16 protein-coding genes are annotated in these 20,169 nt (G+C 50.5%); 3 read left to right on the top strand and 13 right to left on the bottom strand.

Translation table 11 applies throughout. From position 1 onward, the window contains the following. Window positions 1-162 precede the first annotated feature (162 nt). Together JS541_RS03960 and JS541_RS03955 are read left to right on the top strand one after the other, a co-directional pair. The gene (locus tag JS541_RS03960) at window positions 163-3,138 is read left to right on the top strand and encodes an Ig-like domain-containing protein (protein ID WP_214373199.1); all 2,976 of its coding nucleotides are present in this window, start codon (window positions 163-165) and stop codon (window positions 3,136-3,138) included. A gap of 251 nt (window positions 3,139-3,389) precedes the next feature. Further along, window positions 3,390-4,775, top strand: a complete 1,386-nt coding sequence (locus JS541_RS03955; RefSeq protein ID WP_214373198.1) for a Coenzyme F420 hydrogenase/dehydrogenase, beta subunit C-terminal domain — start codon at window positions 3,390-3,392, stop codon at window positions 4,773-4,775. A gap of 37 nt (window positions 4,776-4,812) precedes the next feature. On the opposite strand, the gene JS541_RS03950 is transcribed toward JS541_RS03955, so the two are convergent. The 10 genes from JS541_RS03950 to JS541_RS03905 all read right to left on the bottom strand — a co-directional run bounded on the left by JS541_RS03950 (window position 4,813) and on the right by JS541_RS03905 (window position 13,014). Next, on the bottom strand, window positions 4,813-6,327 hold the full coding sequence (locus tag JS541_RS03950) for a lipopolysaccharide biosynthesis protein (protein WP_214373197.1): 1,515 nt from the start codon (window positions 6,325-6,327) through the stop codon (window positions 4,813-4,815). Window positions 6,328-6,365: 38 nt separating this feature from the next. Next, window positions 6,366-7,484, bottom strand: a complete 1,119-nt coding sequence (locus tag JS541_RS03945) for a polysaccharide pyruvyl transferase family protein (RefSeq protein ID WP_214373196.1) — start codon at window positions 7,482-7,484, stop codon at window positions 6,366-6,368. 35 nt (window positions 7,485-7,519) lie between these two features. Beyond that, on the bottom strand, window positions 7,520-7,837 hold the full coding sequence (locus JS541_RS03940; protein ID WP_214373195.1) for a serine acetyltransferase: 318 nt from the start codon (window positions 7,835-7,837) through the stop codon (window positions 7,520-7,522). Window positions 7,838-8,097: 260 nt separating this feature from the next. Further along, complete coding sequence (locus JS541_RS03935) at window positions 8,098-9,114, bottom strand: glycosyltransferase family 2 protein (protein WP_214373194.1); 1,017 nt, start codon at window positions 9,112-9,114, stop codon at window positions 8,098-8,100. Between the two features lie 5 nt (window positions 9,115-9,119). After that, window positions 9,120-9,998 (bottom strand): glycosyltransferase family 2 protein, encoded by an 879-nt coding sequence (locus JS541_RS03930; RefSeq protein WP_214373193.1) that lies wholly within the window; start codon window positions 9,996-9,998, stop codon window positions 9,120-9,122. Further along, window positions 9,964-11,049, bottom strand: a complete 1,086-nt coding sequence (locus JS541_RS03925; protein WP_214373192.1) for a hypothetical protein — start codon at window positions 11,047-11,049, stop codon at window positions 9,964-9,966. The genes JS541_RS03930 and JS541_RS03925 overlap by 35 nt, the downstream gene beginning before the upstream one ends. Window positions 11,050-11,090: 41 nt before the next feature. Next, on the bottom strand, window positions 11,091-11,906 hold the full coding sequence (locus JS541_RS03920) for a glycosyltransferase (RefSeq protein WP_214373191.1): 816 nt from the start codon (window positions 11,904-11,906) through the stop codon (window positions 11,091-11,093). Beyond that, window positions 11,903-12,412 (bottom strand): glycosyltransferase, encoded by a 510-nt coding sequence (locus JS541_RS03915; protein ID WP_214373190.1) that lies wholly within the window; start codon window positions 12,410-12,412, stop codon window positions 11,903-11,905. Before JS541_RS03915 ends, JS541_RS03920 begins: the two co-directional genes overlap by 4 nt. Before the next feature lie 12 nt (window positions 12,413-12,424). Then, window positions 12,425-12,874, bottom strand: coding sequence for a PssD/Cps14F family polysaccharide biosynthesis glycosyltransferase (gene pssD / locus JS541_RS03910; protein ID WP_338023661.1), 450 nt, complete (start codon window positions 12,872-12,874; stop codon window positions 12,425-12,427). 17 nt (window positions 12,875-12,891) lie between these two features. Further along, the gene (locus JS541_RS03905) at window positions 12,892-13,014 is read right to left on the bottom strand and encodes a DUF1972 domain-containing protein (RefSeq protein WP_236036972.1); all 123 of its coding nucleotides are present in this window, start codon (window positions 13,012-13,014) and stop codon (window positions 12,892-12,894) included. Window positions 13,015-13,297: 283 nt separating this feature from the next. On the opposite strand from JS541_RS03905, the gene JS541_RS03900 reads away from it, so the two are divergent. Continuing rightward, the gene (locus JS541_RS03900; protein ID WP_214373188.1) at window positions 13,298-14,935 is read left to right on the top strand and encodes an RNA-binding domain-containing protein; all 1,638 of its coding nucleotides are present in this window, start codon (window positions 13,298-13,300) and stop codon (window positions 14,933-14,935) included. A gap of 61 nt (window positions 14,936-14,996) precedes the next feature. Here the strand turns inward: JS541_RS03900 and JS541_RS03895 are convergent, their stop codons facing one another. The 3 genes from JS541_RS03895 to JS541_RS03885 all read right to left on the bottom strand — a co-directional run bounded on the left by JS541_RS03895 (window position 14,997) and on the right by JS541_RS03885 (window position 20,154). Further along, the gene (locus JS541_RS03895; protein ID WP_214373187.1) at window positions 14,997-16,370 is read right to left on the bottom strand and encodes an ATP-binding protein; all 1,374 of its coding nucleotides are present in this window, start codon (window positions 16,368-16,370) and stop codon (window positions 14,997-14,999) included. A 222-nt stretch (window positions 16,371-16,592) separates the two neighbouring features. Beyond that, the gene (locus JS541_RS03890; RefSeq protein ID WP_214373186.1) at window positions 16,593-18,554 is read right to left on the bottom strand and encodes a DUF4012 domain-containing protein; all 1,962 of its coding nucleotides are present in this window, start codon (window positions 18,552-18,554) and stop codon (window positions 16,593-16,595) included. Window positions 18,555-18,636: 82 nt separating this feature from the next. Beyond that, window positions 18,637-20,154, bottom strand: a complete 1,518-nt coding sequence (locus JS541_RS03885) for a polysaccharide biosynthesis tyrosine autokinase (RefSeq protein ID WP_346428287.1) — start codon at window positions 20,152-20,154, stop codon at window positions 18,637-18,639. Window positions 20,155-20,169 lie beyond the last annotated feature (15 nt).

Genomic DNA, 20,169 nt, shown 5'->3' with positions numbered 1-20,169 from the left:
TCATTTCGACTGAGCGAAGCGAACGGAGAAATCTTTCACTGCTCCCAGCTCCATAGATTCCCCGATTCCACTTCGCTCCACTCGAAATGACAAACCATCCAACCCGGGCCGCTCCCAGAACCCAAGTTCCGAGAGCGGCCCATTTTCAAAGGCAACTCACATATGCAATACCCAACTTGGCTGACCTCCATCAGCAAGAAAACCGCCACATGGCTGGCCATCACCGCCACCATGTTCGCCGGTCTCACCGCCGCCACCGCAACCACCACCCGCACCGCCGAAGCCGCCACCACCCGCGACAGCTACTCCGACACCGTCGGCAACGCCACCTTCGAGGCTGCCCGCAAACAGTACGGCCTCGCCAAGGAGATGCGCAATGGCGCCACGCTTCACGCGTTCATGTGGTCGTTCAAAACCATTCAGAAGCATCTGCCCGAAATCGCCGAAGCCGGTTACACGTCCATTCAGACCGAACCGATCGTTGCAATCAAAGACAACCGCGAACTCGGCAAGGGTCGCTGGTATCTCAACTGGTATTACGTGTACCAGCCGGTCAGCATGAACATCGGCAACTACGTGATGGGCACCGAAGACGACTTCAAGACCCTGTGCAAGGAGGCCCACAAGTACGGCATCCGCATCATCGTCGACTCCGTTTCCAACCACTTCACCTCCGATTGGGACGCGATCGACACCGAATGGCAGAACAAAGCGTACTTCCACGCGCAGAAAGCCATCAGCGACTACAACAACCGCGAGGACTGCACGCAGAACACGCTCTCCGGCCTGTGGGATCTCAACACGCAGAACGATTACGTGGCGCAGAAGATGCACGAACTGCTCCAGCGCACGGTCGCCGACGGCGCCGACGGTTTCCGCTTCGACGCCGCCAAGCATATCGAACTGACCGACGAGTTCGGCGGCTCACAGTATTGGAAGACGATTCTGCCGAACGGCGCGCAGTTCCAGTACGGCGAGGTGCTGCAGGACGCGAACGTGCGCGAAAGCGACTACGCAAGCATGTTCGCCGCATCCGCAATCGGCGGTGGCGGCATCACCACGTCGAACTACGGCCACGAGGTCCGCAACGCGCTCAACGACCACAGTCTGAACACGCGCTTCTTCACCAACTATCAGGTCGAGACCGATCCTGAAAACATGGTGACATGGGTCGAGTCGCACGACAACTACTGCGATCGCCAATCCGAGAAACTCACCGACGATCAGATCAAGCTCGGCTGGGCCGTCATCACCGCCCGCAAGAACGGCATGTCGCTGTTCTTCAGCCGTCCGTATGCGTCCGGTGGCACGCAGGAATGGTTCTCCGAAAAGTCGCATATCGGCGACGTTGGTTCTGACTTGTGGAAGGACCCGGAAGTCGTGGCCGTGAACCACTTCCGCAACCAGATGGAAGGACAGGACGACAACCTGAGCAACTGCGGCAACGACGGCTGCATCATGGTCGAACGGTATGTGAGCGACGGCAATGCCGCAAACGACGGCGTGATGGTCGCCGCGGACGAGGACGGCGGCACGTCGCTGATCGGCCAGTCGGTCAAGCTCGACAACGGCACGTACACCGACGAGGTCACCGGCGCCACGATCACCGTGTCCGGTGGCAAGATCACGGCCGGTTCCATCGCCAACAACCAGGTCGCCGTGTTCTACAACCCGACCGTCAAGCACACGAAGATCTCGTCAGCCGAGGCGATGCCGAACACCGGCGAGTTCGAGGACACGCTCGACGTGACCATGCGTTCGTTCAACATGAAGGACGCCACCTACACCACGTCCGAAGGCGATTCCGGCACACTCACCGACGGCAAGATCGTCACGGTCGGCAACAAGACCAAGGGCGGTAGCAAGGTGACGGTGACCGTGAAGGGTACCGGCAACAACGGCAAGACCGTGTCGCATACGTATTCGTACACGAAGACCAAGCAGATTGATGTGACGTCGGTCGCGATCTCCGGCGACGGTGTGAAGAACGGCACGCTGAGCATGGATCTCGCCAAGACGACGTCCGCACAGCTGACCGCCACCATCACGCCGAGCAACGCATCGGCCAAGACGGTGACGTGGAAGTCGAACGACGAGTCCGTGGCGACCGTGAACTCGGACGGCGTGGTGACTGGCCTGAAAGCCGGTACTACGACGATTACGGCGACCGCCGGCGGCAAGTCCGCAACGTTGAAGCTCACGTTGACCGGCGAGATACCGACCACCGCGATGACGACCGTGTACTACCCGACCACGAACGGCTGGGCCGGCTACTACCTGCATTACAAGGTGGGCGACGGCGTGAACGGTAAATGGGATTCCGACGTGAACGGTCGTATGAAGTTCGAGGCGGCGTGCGACGGTTGGGTCAAGGCCACGATCCGCACCGATGGCGCACAGCTCGAATTCGACATCACAGACAATGGCAGCAACTGGGACAACAACGGCGGCAAGAACTACGTGGCATCCGGCTCCACCATCGTCGTCGAAAACGGCAAACTCGGTACGGTAGTCCCCTGCAAAGCCACGCCCAACCCTGATCCGGAACCTGAAAAGCCGACCGTGGGAAAAATCACCATTTCCGGCGACAAGCTTTCCAATGGCAAGCTGAACCTCATCATAGGCGAAAGCACCACATTGAAGGCCACTATTACGCCTGAAAGCGCTTCTTCCACTCCCCTGTACTGGTCGTCTTCTGATTCGTCGGTTGCGACGGTGATGGGTACCGGCGAGGTGACCGCCAAGTCCACCGGCACCGTCACCATCACCGCCGAATCCGGCAACGTGAAGGCCACGGTCAAGCTCACCGTCACCAAGCCCGCTGCCAAGCAGCCGATGACGGTGTACTACAAGCCGGCCTCCTCGTGGGACGGGGCAAAGATGTACTACCGCATCGGCGATACGGTCAAATACGTCAGCCTGTCAGCCTCATGCGACGGTTGGTACACCTACAAGATCGAGGACACCGGCGGAGCGAAGGTAAAGCTCGTATTCACCGACGGGCCGAACAAGCACACCGACAACAACGGCAGCACCAACGGACAATCCAACGGCTACTGGGGCAGCGGCGACACACTCGCCGTCAGCGAAGGCCAAGTCATCGCCGACGTCACCCCCAACTGCGCCATCAAACAATAAACCACCAACTATATGGACACGTCGAAAGCTGAATGGTCAAGCTTTCATAGTAGAAATATAGGTTATTCAGCCTCTGTCTGTTGACTCCCTACGATGAGGGGATAGCCTGACGACAGAGGCTCATATTTTTTTGTGCAGAGAGTTTCTATGGATAAAAGGGACTATCGGTACCCCCTTAGGAGTAAACTGCTATGCAGTTTAAGGCTTTGTACCTGTAAAACGTGATTAAGCCAGCAATAAAGGATGACGTCATGGATGCTGTTTCCCAAGTAATCCGGGGTGGATATTGCGTTGGTTGTGGTGTGTGCCCATTTGTGGATTCGACCCTTAAGATCGCCATGAATGAGGACGGCAAATACCAAGCAACGGAATTGTCCGAGAAACATGATGCTGAGGCCTCTCAGGTGTGCCCGTTTGCGAATTCCTCGTATAACGAGGATGCGATCAGCCGGGAACTGTACGGCAATGTGGATGGCGTCCGTCATGATGACGCCTTGGGATATTATCTGCACACGTATGTCGGATTCGCGGCGACCAACGGGTTCCGTGAACGAGGCAGTTCGGGCGGCCTGGTGAATTGGATGGCGTCCAAGCTGCTGGAGACCGGGCGAGTCGATGCGGTGATTCATGTCAAGCCGTCCAATGAGCCCGGCATCATGTACTCGTATCAGGTGTCTCACACGGTCGACGAGCTGAATCAAGGCGCAAAGTCGAAGTATTATCCCATCGAACTGTCACATGTGCTCGAGTACGTACGGGAACATGACGAACGTTACGCCGTGGTGGGCATCCCCTGCTTCATCAAGGCGCTACGCATGCTCGAGCACGAGGAACCGCTCGTAAAAGAACGGATCAGGTATCATCTTGGTTTGGTGTGCGGTCACTTGAAGTCCACGTTCTTTGCCTTGTCAGAGGCATGGGAAAGCGGTATCGAACCCGGAAACGTGGAATCGGTTGATTTCCGATACAAGATCCCCGGCCGTGCGGCAAGCGACTACGGCATCAAAGCCGTCGGTCGAGATTCCCAAGGCGATCCCGTAGAGGTGGTCAAGCCAACCCGTGAGCTGTCGACCACGAACTGGGGATACGGGTATTTCAAGTACATGGCATGCGAATACTGTGATGACGTACTCGCCGAGACCGCCGACGTAACCTGCGGTGACGCTTGGCTGCCACAATACGTTTCCGACGGCAAAGGAACGAATGTTGTCGTGGTCCGCAATCCCGAAATCCAAACGCTGTTCGACGAATTCTCCAAAGAAGTTCACATGGAGCCAGTACCGGCCTCCGTCATCGCGAAATCGCAAAGCTCCGGTATCCGCCACCGCCGCGAGGGATTGAAGTACCGGCTCTATCTGAAAGACCAAAAGCATGAGTGGCGACCGACAAAACGCGTGCAGGCGTCCAACGATCTGCCGGAACGACGCAAGAAGGTGTATGAAGGACGCATCCAGCTGATTGAGGAAAGCTTCAACGCGTACCATCACGCGTTGGATTCCGGACAGGGTATGCCTGCCTTCGTGGAACACATGCAGCCCATTCTTACTGAGTACAAAAAGGCTGACACCCCACCGCTATGGCGGAGAGCCATGAGGAAAGTCAAAAGACAGCTCAAAAAGATGATAAGAAGGCATTGATTATGTTGCGGGGCTCATGTCGAGCCCCGCAACATAATCAATGCCTTCTTTTTTTATGAAGTACCTTACCACGCATCATTCGGCGTTCCTGAGATGATGCAATGAATAGCCATGCGCAGACCGCATAGAGGGCACAGTACAGGATGCCAAACACGAACAGTTTCACCAAGTCCGACAATGTGAACATATGAGAGAGAAACCAGCATACCAAGCTCACCCCAACACTGGTGATGATCGTGGGCATCATGTTCTTCCAGAAATAGGCCATGTCCAAGCCGATCCGGTAGCGATAATACCAGTTCATGAACAGGCCAGTGCCGAGTAGGATGCTTGCCACATATCCCCATGCGGTGGCCCAATAACCGAATAAGGGGATGAACAAGATACTGATGATGATGTCGATAAGTGACGTGAGGATGTAAATCAGGCTGCGCACCTTGTGCCGGTTCTTCGCACGTTGTATCTCGATGCCGGTGTTCTGAGTCAGGGGGATCATGACAGGCAAGGTCATTATCAGACTCAGCCAATACGCATCCACGTTAGCGTTGCCAGCCCAAAGTCTCACAAAATTCTGGCCGACGACCACGAACCCGCCGTAGATGAACCAGAATAGAATCATCTGATATCGACCGACCCGAGTCATAAGCTTGGTGAGCCGTTCGTTGTCATCGTGTTCAGCAACGATCCTGTTGATCTGGGGTACAAACACATTTGACATGGTGGTACTCATCGAGAAAAAGATATTTCTGATCTGCACAGCGATCGCGAATGTGGCGACTGCGCTGGAACTGGCCATAGCCCCCAAGAGGAAATTAGGCACGTTGTTGTTGACGAGGTCGAAAATCTGGTTCAAGAAGATCCAGAAACTGAATATGGCAATCGTCTTGAACAGACTCCACTGCAAACCAGTGAAGGTAAACCGCATATCCAACGTACGCACCGCATACCGGATGTTCAACAACAACAGGATCGAGCTGATGGAAAGCTGCGCACAAGCTACGCCCACGGCCCCCAAACCCGCGTACAGGAGCATAACCGCGAGGAACGGCATCGCGCACGTGGTAAACAACTGTCGGGTCTGCTGGAACGTGAACCGCTCATGCGCCACGATATACGAGTCGAACGGCGTAGACATCAGCTGCACCGCAATATTCACGCTCATAATCATCAACAGCTGACGAGCCAGCTCCACTTCACGTGCAGTCAAGCCACCGGAGAAAAGACTGTGCACGTTCACAATCAGCAGCAATCCGCCGATTATGCACAGACAGGCTACGACGATGTACACGAGCAGAAACATACCGTTTAATTGGCGGACACCCTGTTCACTACCATGCGCCCGCTCCCTCATGTAAAACCGCACATAACTGCCATAAAATCCAGCACTCAACAGAGTCAGCGCGAACACCACACTGTTCGTCATCTGGAACACTCCATAATCACCTTGGCCAAGGAAATGCAGGAGCAATGGCACGTACAACAGGTTCACAAGATTCTTTGCAACCACGTTCACGTAGCCAAGCGCCGCGCCAGCCTTACGCTGCGAAACCATATATCCTCCTCTCAGGCGCCTTATGTAATCCCGACAGATCAGCGCGACGCGACGACCCCAACCTTGGACATCGCGCTATCCAGCCATTCACGGGACTCCTTGCGATGCTTCTTGAGGAGACGATTGACATGCGCGTAATCAATATAAGAGAGCTTGGTGTCATCGTCCATAAGATCATCCAACTCAAACAGACGGAACAATGTCTGCATACGCGAATTCATATTACCCTTGCCCGAGAAACCAGCGCGATTAAACACCTTAAATTGTTTATTAAAAATGATAGAGAAACAGCAAGCATGGTAGGAATCCGTAAAAACATACTGCGCCTTCGAAAATAACTCCACAAATTCGCGAGGACCAGCAATGAAAGTTTCCGGATCATCAAAATCAAGCAAACGACGAACTTTACAGCCATGCTCATTTGCGTAATGCTGAATCACCTCCTCCTGTCGGGAAGTTGGCTTGCCAAGGAAATATGTAAGCACAAATTTCTCGTCAACAGGTACAAAGTTATCAGAAATAACCTTTTTCCAACGATCTGCAGACATCATCAATGTTGGATCCAAAACAACGTCGGCATCACATCCAGAAAGCTCTTTCACAAGGGCAACAGCTCGATCTTCTCTCACAGAAATTGAAGAGAACCTAGGAAAATACTTTGAAAAAATAGGTTTAGACGCAGGATTAACTTGGTCAATGCCAAAACTTGCAGCGTACGAAATAAATCTGTACGCCGGAAACCAACAACCGAGTCTCATCTTAATCATGTCATCAGTGACATAATCAAATGAGTTGTTCCAAACTTGATCAGACCCGATGACAAATATATCATTATTATCAACGGGACGTGAAAGCCCTTTTCTCATCGACAAAGACAAGATAGAGCTTTTCTTAAATTCAGCAGCAAACTCTTTGAATGAAACAAGTTGTCTATATTGTAATGCTCCATTTCTTCCGGATAATCTCTTAATAGTACGTTTTATCGGACGAAGCATTAGCCTACATTGATGAGCAAATACGTTTTCATCAATCATCTGATAGCTAATAGTATTCACGGAAGATGAATAGGAGTGAAGCAGATCAGTTAAAGCATAATTCTGAAGCCTATTACCGTAATTAACCTCATCGTTAATGGTGAGAATCCACAATCTAATCATAAAAACTCCAATCCGTAAAATCGGTTATAAAAAACTTATTCTTTTATTTTTAAAAGTTTAGCAGGCACACCGGCAATAACACTATTAGGGGGAAAAGATCGAGTTACCACAGCACCCGCACCAATCACACATCCATCACCAATGGTTATTCCACCGAGGATTATAGCGCCAGCTCCAATAAAAACATCATTCCCAATGATAGGATACTTCCCATGCGAATGGCCAATAGTAATATTCTGTCGAATATTACAGCGCTCACCAATTATCGAGGATTCTCCGATAACAATACCTCCAAAATGATGGACAGTAAATCCCCCCCCCCACCTGAAGTTTATATCCAATTTGGATTCCATATTTAACTTGACATCTTCTATATAACAGTCTCTCTAAATAAAACAAAAATACAAGAAAATGTTTTGATTCAAGATACCTGCATAAACGCATCCTAGTAGTAACCCGGAACCCGGGAGTTTTCAACCAACGATAAAAAAAATCAATAAGGGTAACAGAATCAACATTAAGTCTGGAATCATAAGCCGCAATGTCTTCACAAATCAGTCTTATAAAACTCATAATACCTCACACACTAAACCACTAATCCAACACACATAGTTCAAATCAACTTTTTCCTTCTAATAATTTCATGCATTCTATAAATTAGCATTAAAACATCCAAGAAATTCATTTTAAGAAGATAATAGATAATACGCTTTGAGAATGTTATGTTCAAATGCGAATAGTCAAAAGAATCATTTACAAACACTTTTCGAAGTTCTGTCAGTTCCTTCTTGATCTCCGAATGCTTAGGGTTTCTGATTGCATTTGATATTGCATAAGAATAAAAACTAAATCTATTAATCAAATATCTTGTGTAATTATCTTCATACAATCCTTCATCCCTAAGTACCTTTATAAAACTCTGATGAAACCTCAGATTGTCCTCGATATTATTTTTCCGGTACGAATTAACAGTAGATTCGATATTCTTATGATACTCGTAAATACAATCATCGATAACATAAATACTATTAGCTCTATTATACAATTGTATAGTAAATAATAAATCTTCGGCTACTTTGATATCTTTTATAAAGCAAATACCTTGATCAAATATAAATGATCTACGGGTAAAAGTTCTCCACACAAGTCCACGGATTAAGACTCCATCCTCATCAGCTATCATACGGGGAATGAGTTCTTTTTCGATTGCCGATCTATCAATAATCTCGTTTGACCAAGGAAGATGAATCTCTTTTTTTGTTCCATTATTATATACCTCAACGTAATTTGAAATTACGATATCAGCATTGGAACTTTCTATGGCATAAGTAAAACGAGACAAGAAATCCACTGCAACGGTATCATCACAATCCATAAAGGCAATATATTCGCCGGTCGCATGACTGAGTCCTTCATTTCTTGCTACGGAAACACCTTGTGAGGGAATTGAGTAGCAGACAAACCTCGAGTCCTTATACTTATTAAAAACCCGAAGCGAATCGTCGGTTGATCCGTCATCAACAAAAATAGCTTCAAAATCCGTATATTCCTGATTCTTCAATGAAATAATACATCGCTTTATATATAATGATGCATTATGAAAAGGAATTATGACACTGACTTTAGCCACAACAATCACCTATGATACTTACTAAAATAAAAAATAATCGACGGAATAAACAAAACTATCGTCAACAGTTTTGAAGGCGAGTGCTCAATTGGATTTATTTTTGCCTTAAAAGAAACTGCTGAATGATTAATAATCGTCTTAAGCCTATTTTCAATCCTTACAGAGAATTTATATTTACTTAAATATAAATACCTCATATTTAAGAGTAAATTTGTGGAATAATAATTATTAGCCCAATTTATATATAAATTTTTAGTAAGACCATCTGAATGATATTCATACGAGCAGAGTGGATAATTTATATATAAAAATTTATATTTCTTTGACATATTAATATATACAATTTCTTCACTCATAAACTTTTCACCATGAAAATATGGGAATAAATATTGTTTTGCAATTTGAGTTTTAAAAAGAATAGATGTTTCACCATTGAAATTATATTTATATTTTAAATCCATAATATCAATTGGTCCATCAATAATGCGACTAAGAGAATACGATCTATGACCATTCAATTGTCTTGGAAAAATAATTCCGGCCAAATCACCATGAATCTTAGAAGCATATTCTTTCATTAGCGCAACACCATTGTTGAGCAATACATCATCACTATCTATACATACGAACCATTCCGTGTTACATTCTTGAAGTGCCAAATTATAAGCTATATGTTTCCCTGAATTAATCTGGTATCGGTAAATAATTTGAAATGGCGCGGTTTTTTTCCAAAGCGATACAAAATGAGAAGTATCATCGTCGGAACCATCATCAACAATGTACCAAACAAAATCCTTATCCGATTGTTGGCATAGTGACTCATAGAGTTTAGAAAGAAGCGGAACACGATTATACGTTGGCGTAAATATGGTGACCAATCCCATTTATTCTATCCTTTCGAAAAATAATCTGCGCAATAAGAATAAGAGAGATATTCACAACTGCACTAGGGTAGAAGCTCTCAGTCAAAGCATAGACATTGAAAATGAAAATAAGAAGAAGGTCTTCTGTTCTTTTCTCATTATATAGAAAACGAGTTAGCAACGAAATATAGATTGCAATCCACAAGAAGGCAAAAAGACCCCCTTCATATAGAAGAGTAATATATCCATTGTCAAAGTTCACATATTCATTGTATTTTATACTGCCAATTAGAGGTATCCTATACTGTAAAATTTCATATGCATACAAAACTCTACCGGTCAAAAGAGAATCCACTCTTTGTATAAACGCTACCTTTGGATATAGCAGAGCAGTTCCAATGGAGATAAACAACATTATCCAAAAGGAATATCTAAAGAGAAACCTAAACGAACCAACCAATCGCGGTATCTTCTTCAAGACAATAAACATCAAGAGGCACACCGCAGTTATAAGCAAACCCGTTCTAGATCCAGTATATCTATATAAAATATAATTGGCCGTTTCTCCGATGAAAACCCAAATCAAATTTATTTTTTTAATATAAATATAAAATGCTAAAACTAAAATTATAGCTAACGACATATGGGCGGCATTTGGATGTGTAAAACCGAATGCATACCGATCAATAAACCCATTATCACGATAAAACGATATATTGTTATTAGGAATAATATTCGCTGAGGATAACGCCACCATAATTAAAAAGGTAATCGATCTCACCAGAAGTACAATTTTTGCGATCTTTTTAAAAGATACTCCTTTTGCCCCGACAATTGTGATCCCTGTCAATAAGATGGCAGTTGATCTTCCGATGGCAAAATCAGCAACGCCAATTCCCAAAATCAATGCTATACACAATAGTTGCCGTGTGGTATAGGTCTCATGGATCATTTTTGCAAAGACTAGAACACATCCAATCGCAAAAACACCGATATAAATAATATTATTTGATTGCAGACCAAAGCCTTTTGCAATTGATATAAGCACTATATATAAATAGTAACTATCCATCCAAAATCTCGCCTCAAATGACCATAAATACCATAAACTAATTATTTTCGCAAACTTATTTTTTGCATTGCCTGTTTAATTGCTGAAATAAGACCTCTATGCTTTATTTCATGGAATAGAGCGTATCCATAATATATATAAGTACCAACAAGTCCAAAATTTTTTTGTAATTTCATTTTCTTCGCATACAGTTCTTTTTCGCTATCATCTTTCCAAGAACCGGAGAAATGATGAATAGATACAGTATTTACCGTAATCTTACATTCTCCAGTTTCCGCATTAATAGGTGACATAAAATCAGACGATAATACTCTGCAATCCGACTGAGGAATAAGGCCGGCGTGGCCATCATAGAACTGTTTAACCAGTCCACGGGTATTCCGGATTGGGCATGCAGTAAGATCATAAGATCCATTCCCTAAAAGAAAATGGGCCTCGGAATACTCATCAAGCATTGCTTTCACTACAGGATGATGCGGGGTAGCAGCGAATCCCACACCTGTATTAATCCTTCCTGGAACCTCTTCACATACTACGCATCCAACACCCTCGAGGATCTGATCTAACGATGCTATGAGCTCTACGTCTGTGTCTAGATAGACTCCACCTTCCTTTTCGATTACCCATAACCGCACATAATCAGTTACAAATGCCCACTTCTTTGCAGCATAAGCTTCCTGTACATACGGAATTGAATTAATGTCAAAATTGGATTCATCCCATTTCTTTATTTCGAAATCAGGACAATATTCTTTCCAACTTTCAATACATCTTTTAGCATCTTCCGGCAATGGGTTGTTCCCAAACCAGCAGTAATGAATCACCTTGGGGATTCTTAACTCTTGCGCATCGCTCATATGCTTTTTTCTCCAAATAATCCATCAACTATATTCTCAAATTTATTACAAAATTCTATATTATGAGAAAATGACGAATCTGACATATTTAATATATATTGATCATAATTATTGATCATTTTTCCGAGTGTATCTATATCATATACAGGAATGATATTGTGAAATCGTTCATCTACCGCATGGACGAAATCTACTTGATGATCATTAACATGCTCATTAAACTTTAGTTGGCGGGGTACTACAATAGGCACCTTGCCTTCCTTAAGGGGCATAAGAAAACTTGAGGGGCCACCGTGTGAAATCACAATATGAGCCTCATCTACTTTTCGCTGCATCTCATCGTATGGCAGCAGACTTTGCCATTCACAATGCTTTGGCTTATAAGTGCTATAACCTGTTTGCATAAATACAGGTTCTTCGATCACACCCTGCCCTTTGAGTTCATCCACAGCTTGGATCAAACGGTTGAATGGCTGTTCATGCGTACCTACTGTTACAAATATCATTCACCGCCGCCTTTAAAAAATACTGCCAAGATTGATCGACTTGGGATAGACATTTAGCATCTCCTCCCATTCCACAATGAACCGATCCGTCACCGGGGTAACAAGTCGACCAGTCAATGTCGGTTTGTCGATGCGATCAAAAACTTCAATATAAACCGTCTTAGCACCAAAGAGCTTCCCTAACCAAAAAAAGGGAACTGCGATAGCAGCACCAGAAGAAATAATCAAATCTGGACGCTCATGCCGTAATACCTTCCAAGCCAAAAAGGTATTACGGAAAAGGTTAGGAATGTTTCGGTTCGTCGGGAAAAAGCAGTGATATACCTTTTCCCCCTGAAGCGCACTATTGGCATCTTCTTTATCGAACGTTACCCAGAAACGATCCTTGTTTCTCCAAAATGGCTTCAGCATAAGCAAATGCGTCAAATGTCCACCACTGGAGCTGACTAAACAGACTTTCACTGCAACCTCCGCTTAATCTAATAGACCGTAGGCTGAGTCATCATCGACTCGTGATACTCCGTCAACCGATCCACAAACGTCTCATAGCCGCCGTAATTGCCGGGAATACCCTTCGAACCGACAATAAACACATGCTGCATGACCCCGCTACTCCCCTATGCCGCTTCAGAACAGCTTGTTGTAAACGTGGAAAACGACACTATTTCTGCATGCAGATGACTCGGCATACATGGCGCGGCCCCGCTTCCTCGTGTTCTCAACACGCTCATTCGTGCTCATGGAAACAGGCACCACTCTAGTAGGGGGGGGGAACAGTGTCCAGCGATATCTCACTGGCGGACAACGACGCACGGTATTATCATTTATCCTATCAGTGATAGAATCATTCTTATCACTGATAGGATAAATGAAAGGATTGGAGCGATGAGCGACAACTTGCAAATTCCCCCTAAGGAATCGCTTCAAGTGGAGTTCAAAAGCGAACGGTCCGGACCAATCGACGACTCCGCGATCATCGCCAATGTGGTCGCCTTTTCCAATACCAGCGGCGGCACGCTGTACCTCGGCGTCGAGGACGACGGCACGCCAACTGGTGTCAGTCGCGAACATAAGAACATCACCCAGCTGGCGGCATATATCTTCAATAACACGGTTCCCCCTGTACAGGTGCGCCCTGCCGTACTGACCGGCGACGGCCTTCATGTGGTTGCCATCAGCGTAGACGAATCCTCCCAACTGATTTGCATGAAGAACGGCAGAGTGGTACATCGTGTATTAAAGGCGAACGGCGAACCCGAGGTCGTCACCATGTACCCATATGAATTCGTCTCGCGGTTGTCGTCAATAGGAAGTTACGATTACAGCGCGCAGCCGGCTCCGGAAGCGGTCTTGACAGATCTTGATCCCCATGCCAGAGATACGCTCAGGGAAGGCATAGCCAGAACCCACTCGGACGACGAGATGCTGTCTCTGTCTGATGCCGACTTCGATGGCGCCCTGGGATTGACAACTCGACAAACCAGAGACGGTTCCGTCGTACCGACGATCGCTGGAATCGTGATGATCGGCACAAAACAGGCGCTCATACGTCGCGTTCCGACGGCAACAGCAACGTTCCAGGTCATGCGAAACGGCTCCCCGGTCGTGGACGAGCGAATGCGCATGCCCCTGGTCCGCATGTTCAGTCGAATAGAGGAACTCATCGCTCCGTGGAATACACAGACCGAAATCATGCTCGGCACTCAGCACGCCAACTATTCCGCCTATGACAGCGGCGCGTTCCGAGAGGCTATGGCCAATGCGTTCTGTCACCGGGACTATACCATCATGGCGCCGGTGAGATTTCAGCTGGATGAAGCCGGACTCACCGTGGCCAATCCCGGAGGATTCATGCGAGGTGTCAATCTAGGCAACCTGCTCACCGTGTCACCGACCCCGAGGAATCCCCGACTGGCCGATATTCTCAAACGTTGCGGATACGTGGAACGAACGGGACGTGGCATCGACCGCATCTTCGCCAGAACGGTCGTTTCGGGCCGTCCGATGCCGGATTATTCGCAATCCACTTCCGAAGAGGTTGTGTTGTTCCTACGCAACGCCGCCGTGGACGAATCGTTTGTACGTCTGGTCAATAAATTGTCCACGGACCGCAACGCCCCGCTGCCAGTCGAATCATTGATTACGCTCGCAGCCCTGTATCAGCACGGAACGATGAATGAAACCGAACTCGCCAAGCGAACCGGTCTCGACCGAGAACGCATAACCATGTCGCTGCAGGACCTGTCATCTCTAGGCATCGTGGAATCCTATGGCCATGATGTCTACGGATTAGCCGTCAACGGAAGACGAAAAGCAGACAACAATCAGACCGCCGAACCAGCAAATCACGACCGTATAATCCAGATCCTTCAGACCCTCGGGGGATCGGCATCAGTGCCGCAAATCGCCAAGTTCTACGGCAAAAGCTACGTCACTACCTTGCGACTGCTGAAACGCATGGAGTCCGAAGGGCTGGTACGCCATCGCGGCAGCACCAGAACATCGGAATACTACATATACTGACCGCAAGCAAGGGAACAGTGCCCAGCGGTATCTCACCGGCAGACAAGATCGCACAGAGCCTTCACGACCTGCCGTCCAGCAGCCATCTCCACGCGGGAACTACATTGATTTCCCCCTCCGGCACAGCGATCGTCTCATCACGATCCAGAGTGACGATGGTACCGCTCCTGAGATCGAAACGCCGCATGGCGGCCTGCAACGCACTCACTTCACGTCGTCGGGTTTTGTCATCTTCCATATTCAGACACACCTGAATCAAGTGGTACGCGTTCATCATGACCGCGTCCCCCACGACGAAGTCGATCTCGTGCCGATTCGAACCTTCCTGAAACAGCAGACGAGATATCGTTCCTTTTCTCGATATACCAGTATCTCGACGCAGCTTCAGGAACACCGCGGTCTCCAATCGCTGTCCACGTTCCTGTGTAGCCGCTCTCGAAAAAGCCGAGAACATGCCTTGATCAATCACATATACCTTGGCCACGGAACGACTGTTCTCCGCCAAAGCTCGCGAGAATTCATGTACGGAGAACAGCAGATATGCCTCTTCGTAATAGTCGAGCAAAGACGCAAGCGATCCACGAGAGACACGCAGCCCACGGCTTGTAAGCAGATTCGTCATTTTATTGATGGACAATTCCCGTCCGGAAGTGGCTATCGCCTGAGAAAGAAACGCCGAAGCCGCGACGGGATTGCGCACATCATACCGATCAATGACATCGTTCGACAACGTGCGGTTCGCATATTCCTGCAAAAGGGCCACCGAATCCGAAACTCCCAGCTCCTGCACCGCAATGAAGCCACCTCGCTCAAGATAATCATCAACGCCATGTCTCAGATGAGCGATCTCATCGGCGGTGAACGACGCGCGACCTTTATCATCCACCGGCACTGAACCAACATCCTTGCCATGAAAGCGCATGTATTCCGAGAAGCTCATAGGGAACAGCTCACGAGGCAACGCGCGACCACGAAACTCAGTCGCCACTTCACGAGACAACATTTTTGAAGACGAACCGGTCACATAGATAGTTGCGTTCAATGTGTCCACGAGCCTTCGCAGGAACATGCCCCAATCCGGCACTTCCTGTATCTCATCAAAAAACAGATATACGCCTTCGGCACGGGCATGAGGGTACAACTCGAAATACGAATCGAGCACGTCCTGCAATAGGTCACTGGCAAACGGCTTCAACCGTTCGTCTTCGAAATTGAAATACAGCAGCCGGTCAGGTGATACACCTGAATCCAGGATGTTTCTCATCTCCTGAAACAGGCGATACGTTTTGCCGCAACGCCGTACGCCGATGATCGTCCGCACCAGATTGCCTCTTTGCGGGGCCGGCGCCTCCCCCAGATCAAGATCACGGGGAAACACTTCCGGCACGCCGGATTCTTTCCATTCTCGTATGATCCCTCGCACCAGTTCGCTCATGGCTTCCCCGTTCCATATCAACCTACAGCTGTCGTTCTCTTGACTTCTGTGAAGTCATGTTTTAATAAAATCTTGACTTCTTAGAAGTCAAGATTACCATAATTCTTGACTTTTCAAAGCTCGAGATACACGAAAGCCGTGTTGGGTTTGACTAACATCGGCGTGGATGTTAGCCAAACCCAACACGGCGATGACGCTGCGCAATGCGGGGAAAGAGACGGACTACTCCTGATCGGTGCGGCCGTCGATCTGCGGGGTCTGGTTGATCTCGAGCGGAGTGTCCACGCCCGGCGCGGACTGCACGTGCAGCGTGATCTCATACGACTGGCCGGGGTCAAGCGTCATGGTCTTGACGCCCACGGTCAGTCCGTTGTGCACGGTCACACCGCCGATGTCGCTGCCGTCGCTCATCGTCCAGTCCACCAGTCGTCCGCCGGCCGGCGCATACATGAACACGGCCGTGCGGATCTGTCCGGCCTGGATGTCATCAAGGAACGGGCCGACGATGTACTGCGGCAGCGTGCCGACCTCGTCGGCGGTGAGCATGTTGGTGAACTTGATGTGCACCGTGTACTGGTTCGCGCCGCTGGCGGCCACGCCGTCCGGTTCGACGCTCACCGAACGCTTCAAATACCAGTCCATCTTGGCCTGTGAGATATCCGAGTAGAACACGCCCACTTCCGGGGTCGCCGCGGCGGTCTTGAGCACGCCGGCGATCGGCGTGGTCGCGATCTGCTTCTGCTCGTCGGCACGCGCGCTCCACACCTTCAGATGACCGGACGAGATCGACGAGGTCATGGCGTTGAGGAACGACTTGCCGTCCTTCGCGTTGCTCATGATGTGCTGGAACGCGGCCTGCGCGGCGGCTGCGAAATACGCGTCCTGCTGGTCGAGCGGCTTGTCGATGTACACCTGATTAAGCAGGTACTGCGCGGTGTTGTTGCCGTCGAGCGTCACGCCGTCCTCCAGCGTCACACTGCCGGACACGGCGAGCGTCTTCTGCAGGAACACCGGGTCGATGGCGATCACGCCGTCCACCTTCGTGCCGTACGCCTTCTGCCACATCGCCTGCGCGATCTCGCCCGTGCGCGGGAAGTCCGGTGTGAAGTTCACGTCCTGCGGCACTGTGCCCAGCTTCGACGTAAACAGCGACCGCTCCTCGGCGGTCAGCTCGGTGACCGGCTCGTCGAAGTCAGGGAAGTCCCGCGCGGCGGTGAACTCACCCATCTCGACCTTGCCGTTCGTCACGGTCATCACGCCCCACGAACCCGGCAGGCCGCCGGACGGTCGCACTTCGGAATTGGTCTGCGCCAGCACCAGATACGTCCGGGTCGACCCGTCGTTGGCGAGCATCTTGGGCGCCACCTGCGCGGCCACGTTCACGTTGTGCACGAGCGTCGACAACGTGTCGAGATACGACGTCGCCTTGCCCAGCGCGTCGGAGATCAGGCTGATGTGCACTTCCGGCGCGGCAGCGATGCTGCGCGACGCATTCTGGATCACCGTGTCGGCCGTCTGCAACGGCTGGGCGGCCTGCGTCAGGCTCGACAGGTCGATCGTGCCGTCACTCACCGTCACGTTGCTCAGGTCGAGCGCGCCGGACGCCTCTTGCAACGCCGGAATGCCCTGCGAGGCGATGTTCTCCATCGCCGTCACCGCGGTGCGCACCGCCTTGATATCGCTGCCGTAATACGGCACGACCGACGCCACGGACCACAGCGGAGAACTGGTCTGCCGGTATGCGGCGTTCACATGGCCTGAGAAGTCGGTCATCTTCGTCTTCAACGCGGCATTGTCGCCGCCCTTGAGCGCGCTCTGCATGCCGGAAGCCACCGACACGGCCTGCTGCATCTCGTTCTTCGCCTTGAGCGCCGAATAACCGAACCACGCGCACAGGCCGGCGATCAGCAGCAGCACGAGCAGCAAGCCTACCAGAATGCGCCTGATCATGCGGCGACGCTTGATGCGGCGGATATGCTGCGCGCTCATGCGCCGTCGACGGTGCTTGTGTGGTTGGTACGTCTCGCCGTTCGCGTCTTCGGCGGTCATCATCGACAACGCGTCGTTCTGCGCTACGGGACCAGCCACACCGGCTTGCGTGCCATGTTGCGCGCTATCGTCCGTCATGTACGAAAAATCAAACTTCTGCGGCTGCTGGCCAGGTTCCTCTGGCTGTTCAGGCATGTCCATTCCTCCATACGACTGCATAAAACAAGAAACCGTGCGGCTCAACGGTCTCCCGCTGCCGCACGGATGTTCATAACGACTACTTGGCCGCCCTACGGGGTGCGCTCTTGCGCGTGCGCGCCTTCTTGCCCTTCTTGCGGGACGTGTCCTCATCGTCGTCGTAATAATAGTTGCCGTAGCTGCTCTTCGCCTTCTTGCCTTCCTTAGCGAAGTTGAAGATGAAGCCGGTCACCGACACGCCGAGGTTGCTCAGCTGGGCGGCGACGTCGCGCAGCTCACGCTTGTCGGTCACGTCACGGCCGGAGACGAGCACGATGCCGTTGCCCAGCGCGCCGAAGATGGTGGCGTCGTTGGCCACGACCAGCGGCGACGTGTCGACCATCACGTAGTCGTACTGGGCGAGCGCCTGCTTGAGCAGCTCCTTCATGGTCGGCGAGTTGAGCAGCGCGGACGCGTTCGGCGGCTTCGGACCGGCCGGCATGATGTGCAGGTTCGGCTTCCAGTAGCGTTGCACCACGTCCTTGACGGACGCCTGGCCGGACAGCACGTGCGCGAGGCCCGCGTTACCTTCGAGTCCGAGACGGTTCGCAACGGACGGGTGCCGCAGGTCAGCGTCGATGAGCAGCACGCTCGCGCCGTTTTCGGCCAGCGACGTGGCAATGTTCACCGAGCTAGTGGTCTTGCCCTCATTCGGGCCAGTGGAAGTCATGACGATCAGTCGAGCGGAGGTGCCTTCGACCGGAGCAGTGAACGACAGGTTGGTGCGGATACGGCGGTATTCCTCTGCGATCGGGCTGCTCGGGTTCGACACGATGACCGGCACCTCGCCCTTGAGCAGTTCGTCGTCGGGGATGCGGCCCATGATCGGCGCGTCGATGAACTCCTGCAGTTCCACCGCCTCTTCGATGCGCGTGGAGAACAGGTCCTTGAGCAGTGCCACGATCACGCCGAGAATCAGGCCGCCGACGATGCCGATGGCCATGTTGAGCGCGATCTTCGGCGAGCTCGGGGACACCGGTTCCTGCGCCTGCTGCACGATCGACAGTTTGACCGGGGACTTGTTGTCGGAGCTGTACAGCGAGTTTTCGACCACGGTCTTGAGCGATTTGGCAACCGAGTTGGCGATCGACGCGGCCTGCTTGGGATTCTCGTCCTCGGCGCTCACGTTGACGAACGCGGTATTCGACGGGTTGGTGACCGTCAGCTCGCCGCCGAGCTGGCCGACCGTCATGTCCAGACCGAGATCGTCGATGACCGGCTGCAGCACGGACTCGGTGGTGGCCAGCGTCGGGTACGACTTGATCTGGTTCGAGATGTACGAGCTGGCGCTGTTGATGTTGTTGAAGTTGTCCTGCACGTTCGACGTGTCGCTGTAGGTGGCAAACACCTGCGCCGTGGCCGTGTACCTGGCCGGCGTGAGGATCGTGTACGCGCATACGGCGGCGAACACCAGCACGAACGTGACGATCACGGAGATGGTGTGCTTGCGGATGACCCGCAGCAGATCCATGATGGTCATGCCGTCTTCGTTGACCGCCGCGGGGTTTTCAACAGCAACCTGCCCCGGCTGCTGCTCGTTGTTTTCTACGGAAGACACCCGTCACTCCTCTAC

This window comes from Bifidobacterium sp. SO1, assembly GCF_018555335.1.
Lineage (GTDB): Bacteria > Actinomycetota > Actinomycetes > Actinomycetales > Bifidobacteriaceae > Bifidobacterium > Bifidobacterium simiiventris.
This window is presented reverse-complemented; position numbering and strand designations above follow the sequence as displayed.

Coding starts and splice junctions, on each gene's coding strand:
- JS541_RS03960 (WP_214373199.1), top strand. CDS start 163: ATGCAATACCCAACTTGGCTGACCTCCATCAGCAAGAAAACCGCCACA.
- JS541_RS03955 (WP_214373198.1), top strand. CDS start 3,390: ATGGATGCTGTTTCCCAAGTAATCCGGGGTGGATATTGCGTTGGTTGT.
- JS541_RS03950 (WP_214373197.1), bottom strand. CDS start 6,327: ATGGTTTCGCAGCGTAAGGCTGGCGCGGCGCTTGGCTACGTGAACGTG.
- JS541_RS03945 (WP_214373196.1), bottom strand. CDS start 7,484: ATGATTAGATTGTGGATTCTCACCATTAACGATGAGGTTAATTACGGT.
- JS541_RS03940 (WP_214373195.1), bottom strand. CDS start 7,837: ATGGAATCCAAATTGGATATAAACTTCAGGTGGGGGGGGGGATTTACT.
- JS541_RS03930 (WP_214373193.1), bottom strand. CDS start 9,998: ATGGGATTGGTCACCATATTTACGCCAACGTATAATCGTGTTCCGCTT.
- JS541_RS03925 (WP_214373192.1), bottom strand. CDS start 11,049: ATGGATAGTTACTATTTATATATAGTGCTTATATCAATTGCAAAAGGC.
- JS541_RS03920 (WP_214373191.1), bottom strand. CDS start 11,906: ATGAGCGATGCGCAAGAGTTAAGAATCCCCAAGGTGATTCATTACTGC.
- JS541_RS03915 (WP_214373190.1), bottom strand. CDS start 12,412: ATGATATTTGTAACAGTAGGTACGCATGAACAGCCATTCAACCGTTTG.
- JS541_RS03905 (WP_236036972.1), bottom strand. CDS start 13,014: ATGCAGCATGTGTTTATTGTCGGTTCGAAGGGTATTCCCGGCAATTAC.
- JS541_RS03900 (WP_214373188.1), top strand. CDS start 13,298: ATGAGCGACAACTTGCAAATTCCCCCTAAGGAATCGCTTCAAGTGGAG.
- JS541_RS03895 (WP_214373187.1), bottom strand. CDS start 16,370: ATGAGCGAACTGGTGCGAGGGATCATACGAGAATGGAAAGAATCCGGC.
- JS541_RS03890 (WP_214373186.1), bottom strand. CDS start 18,554: ATGCCTGAACAGCCAGAGGAACCTGGCCAGCAGCCGCAGAAGTTTGAT.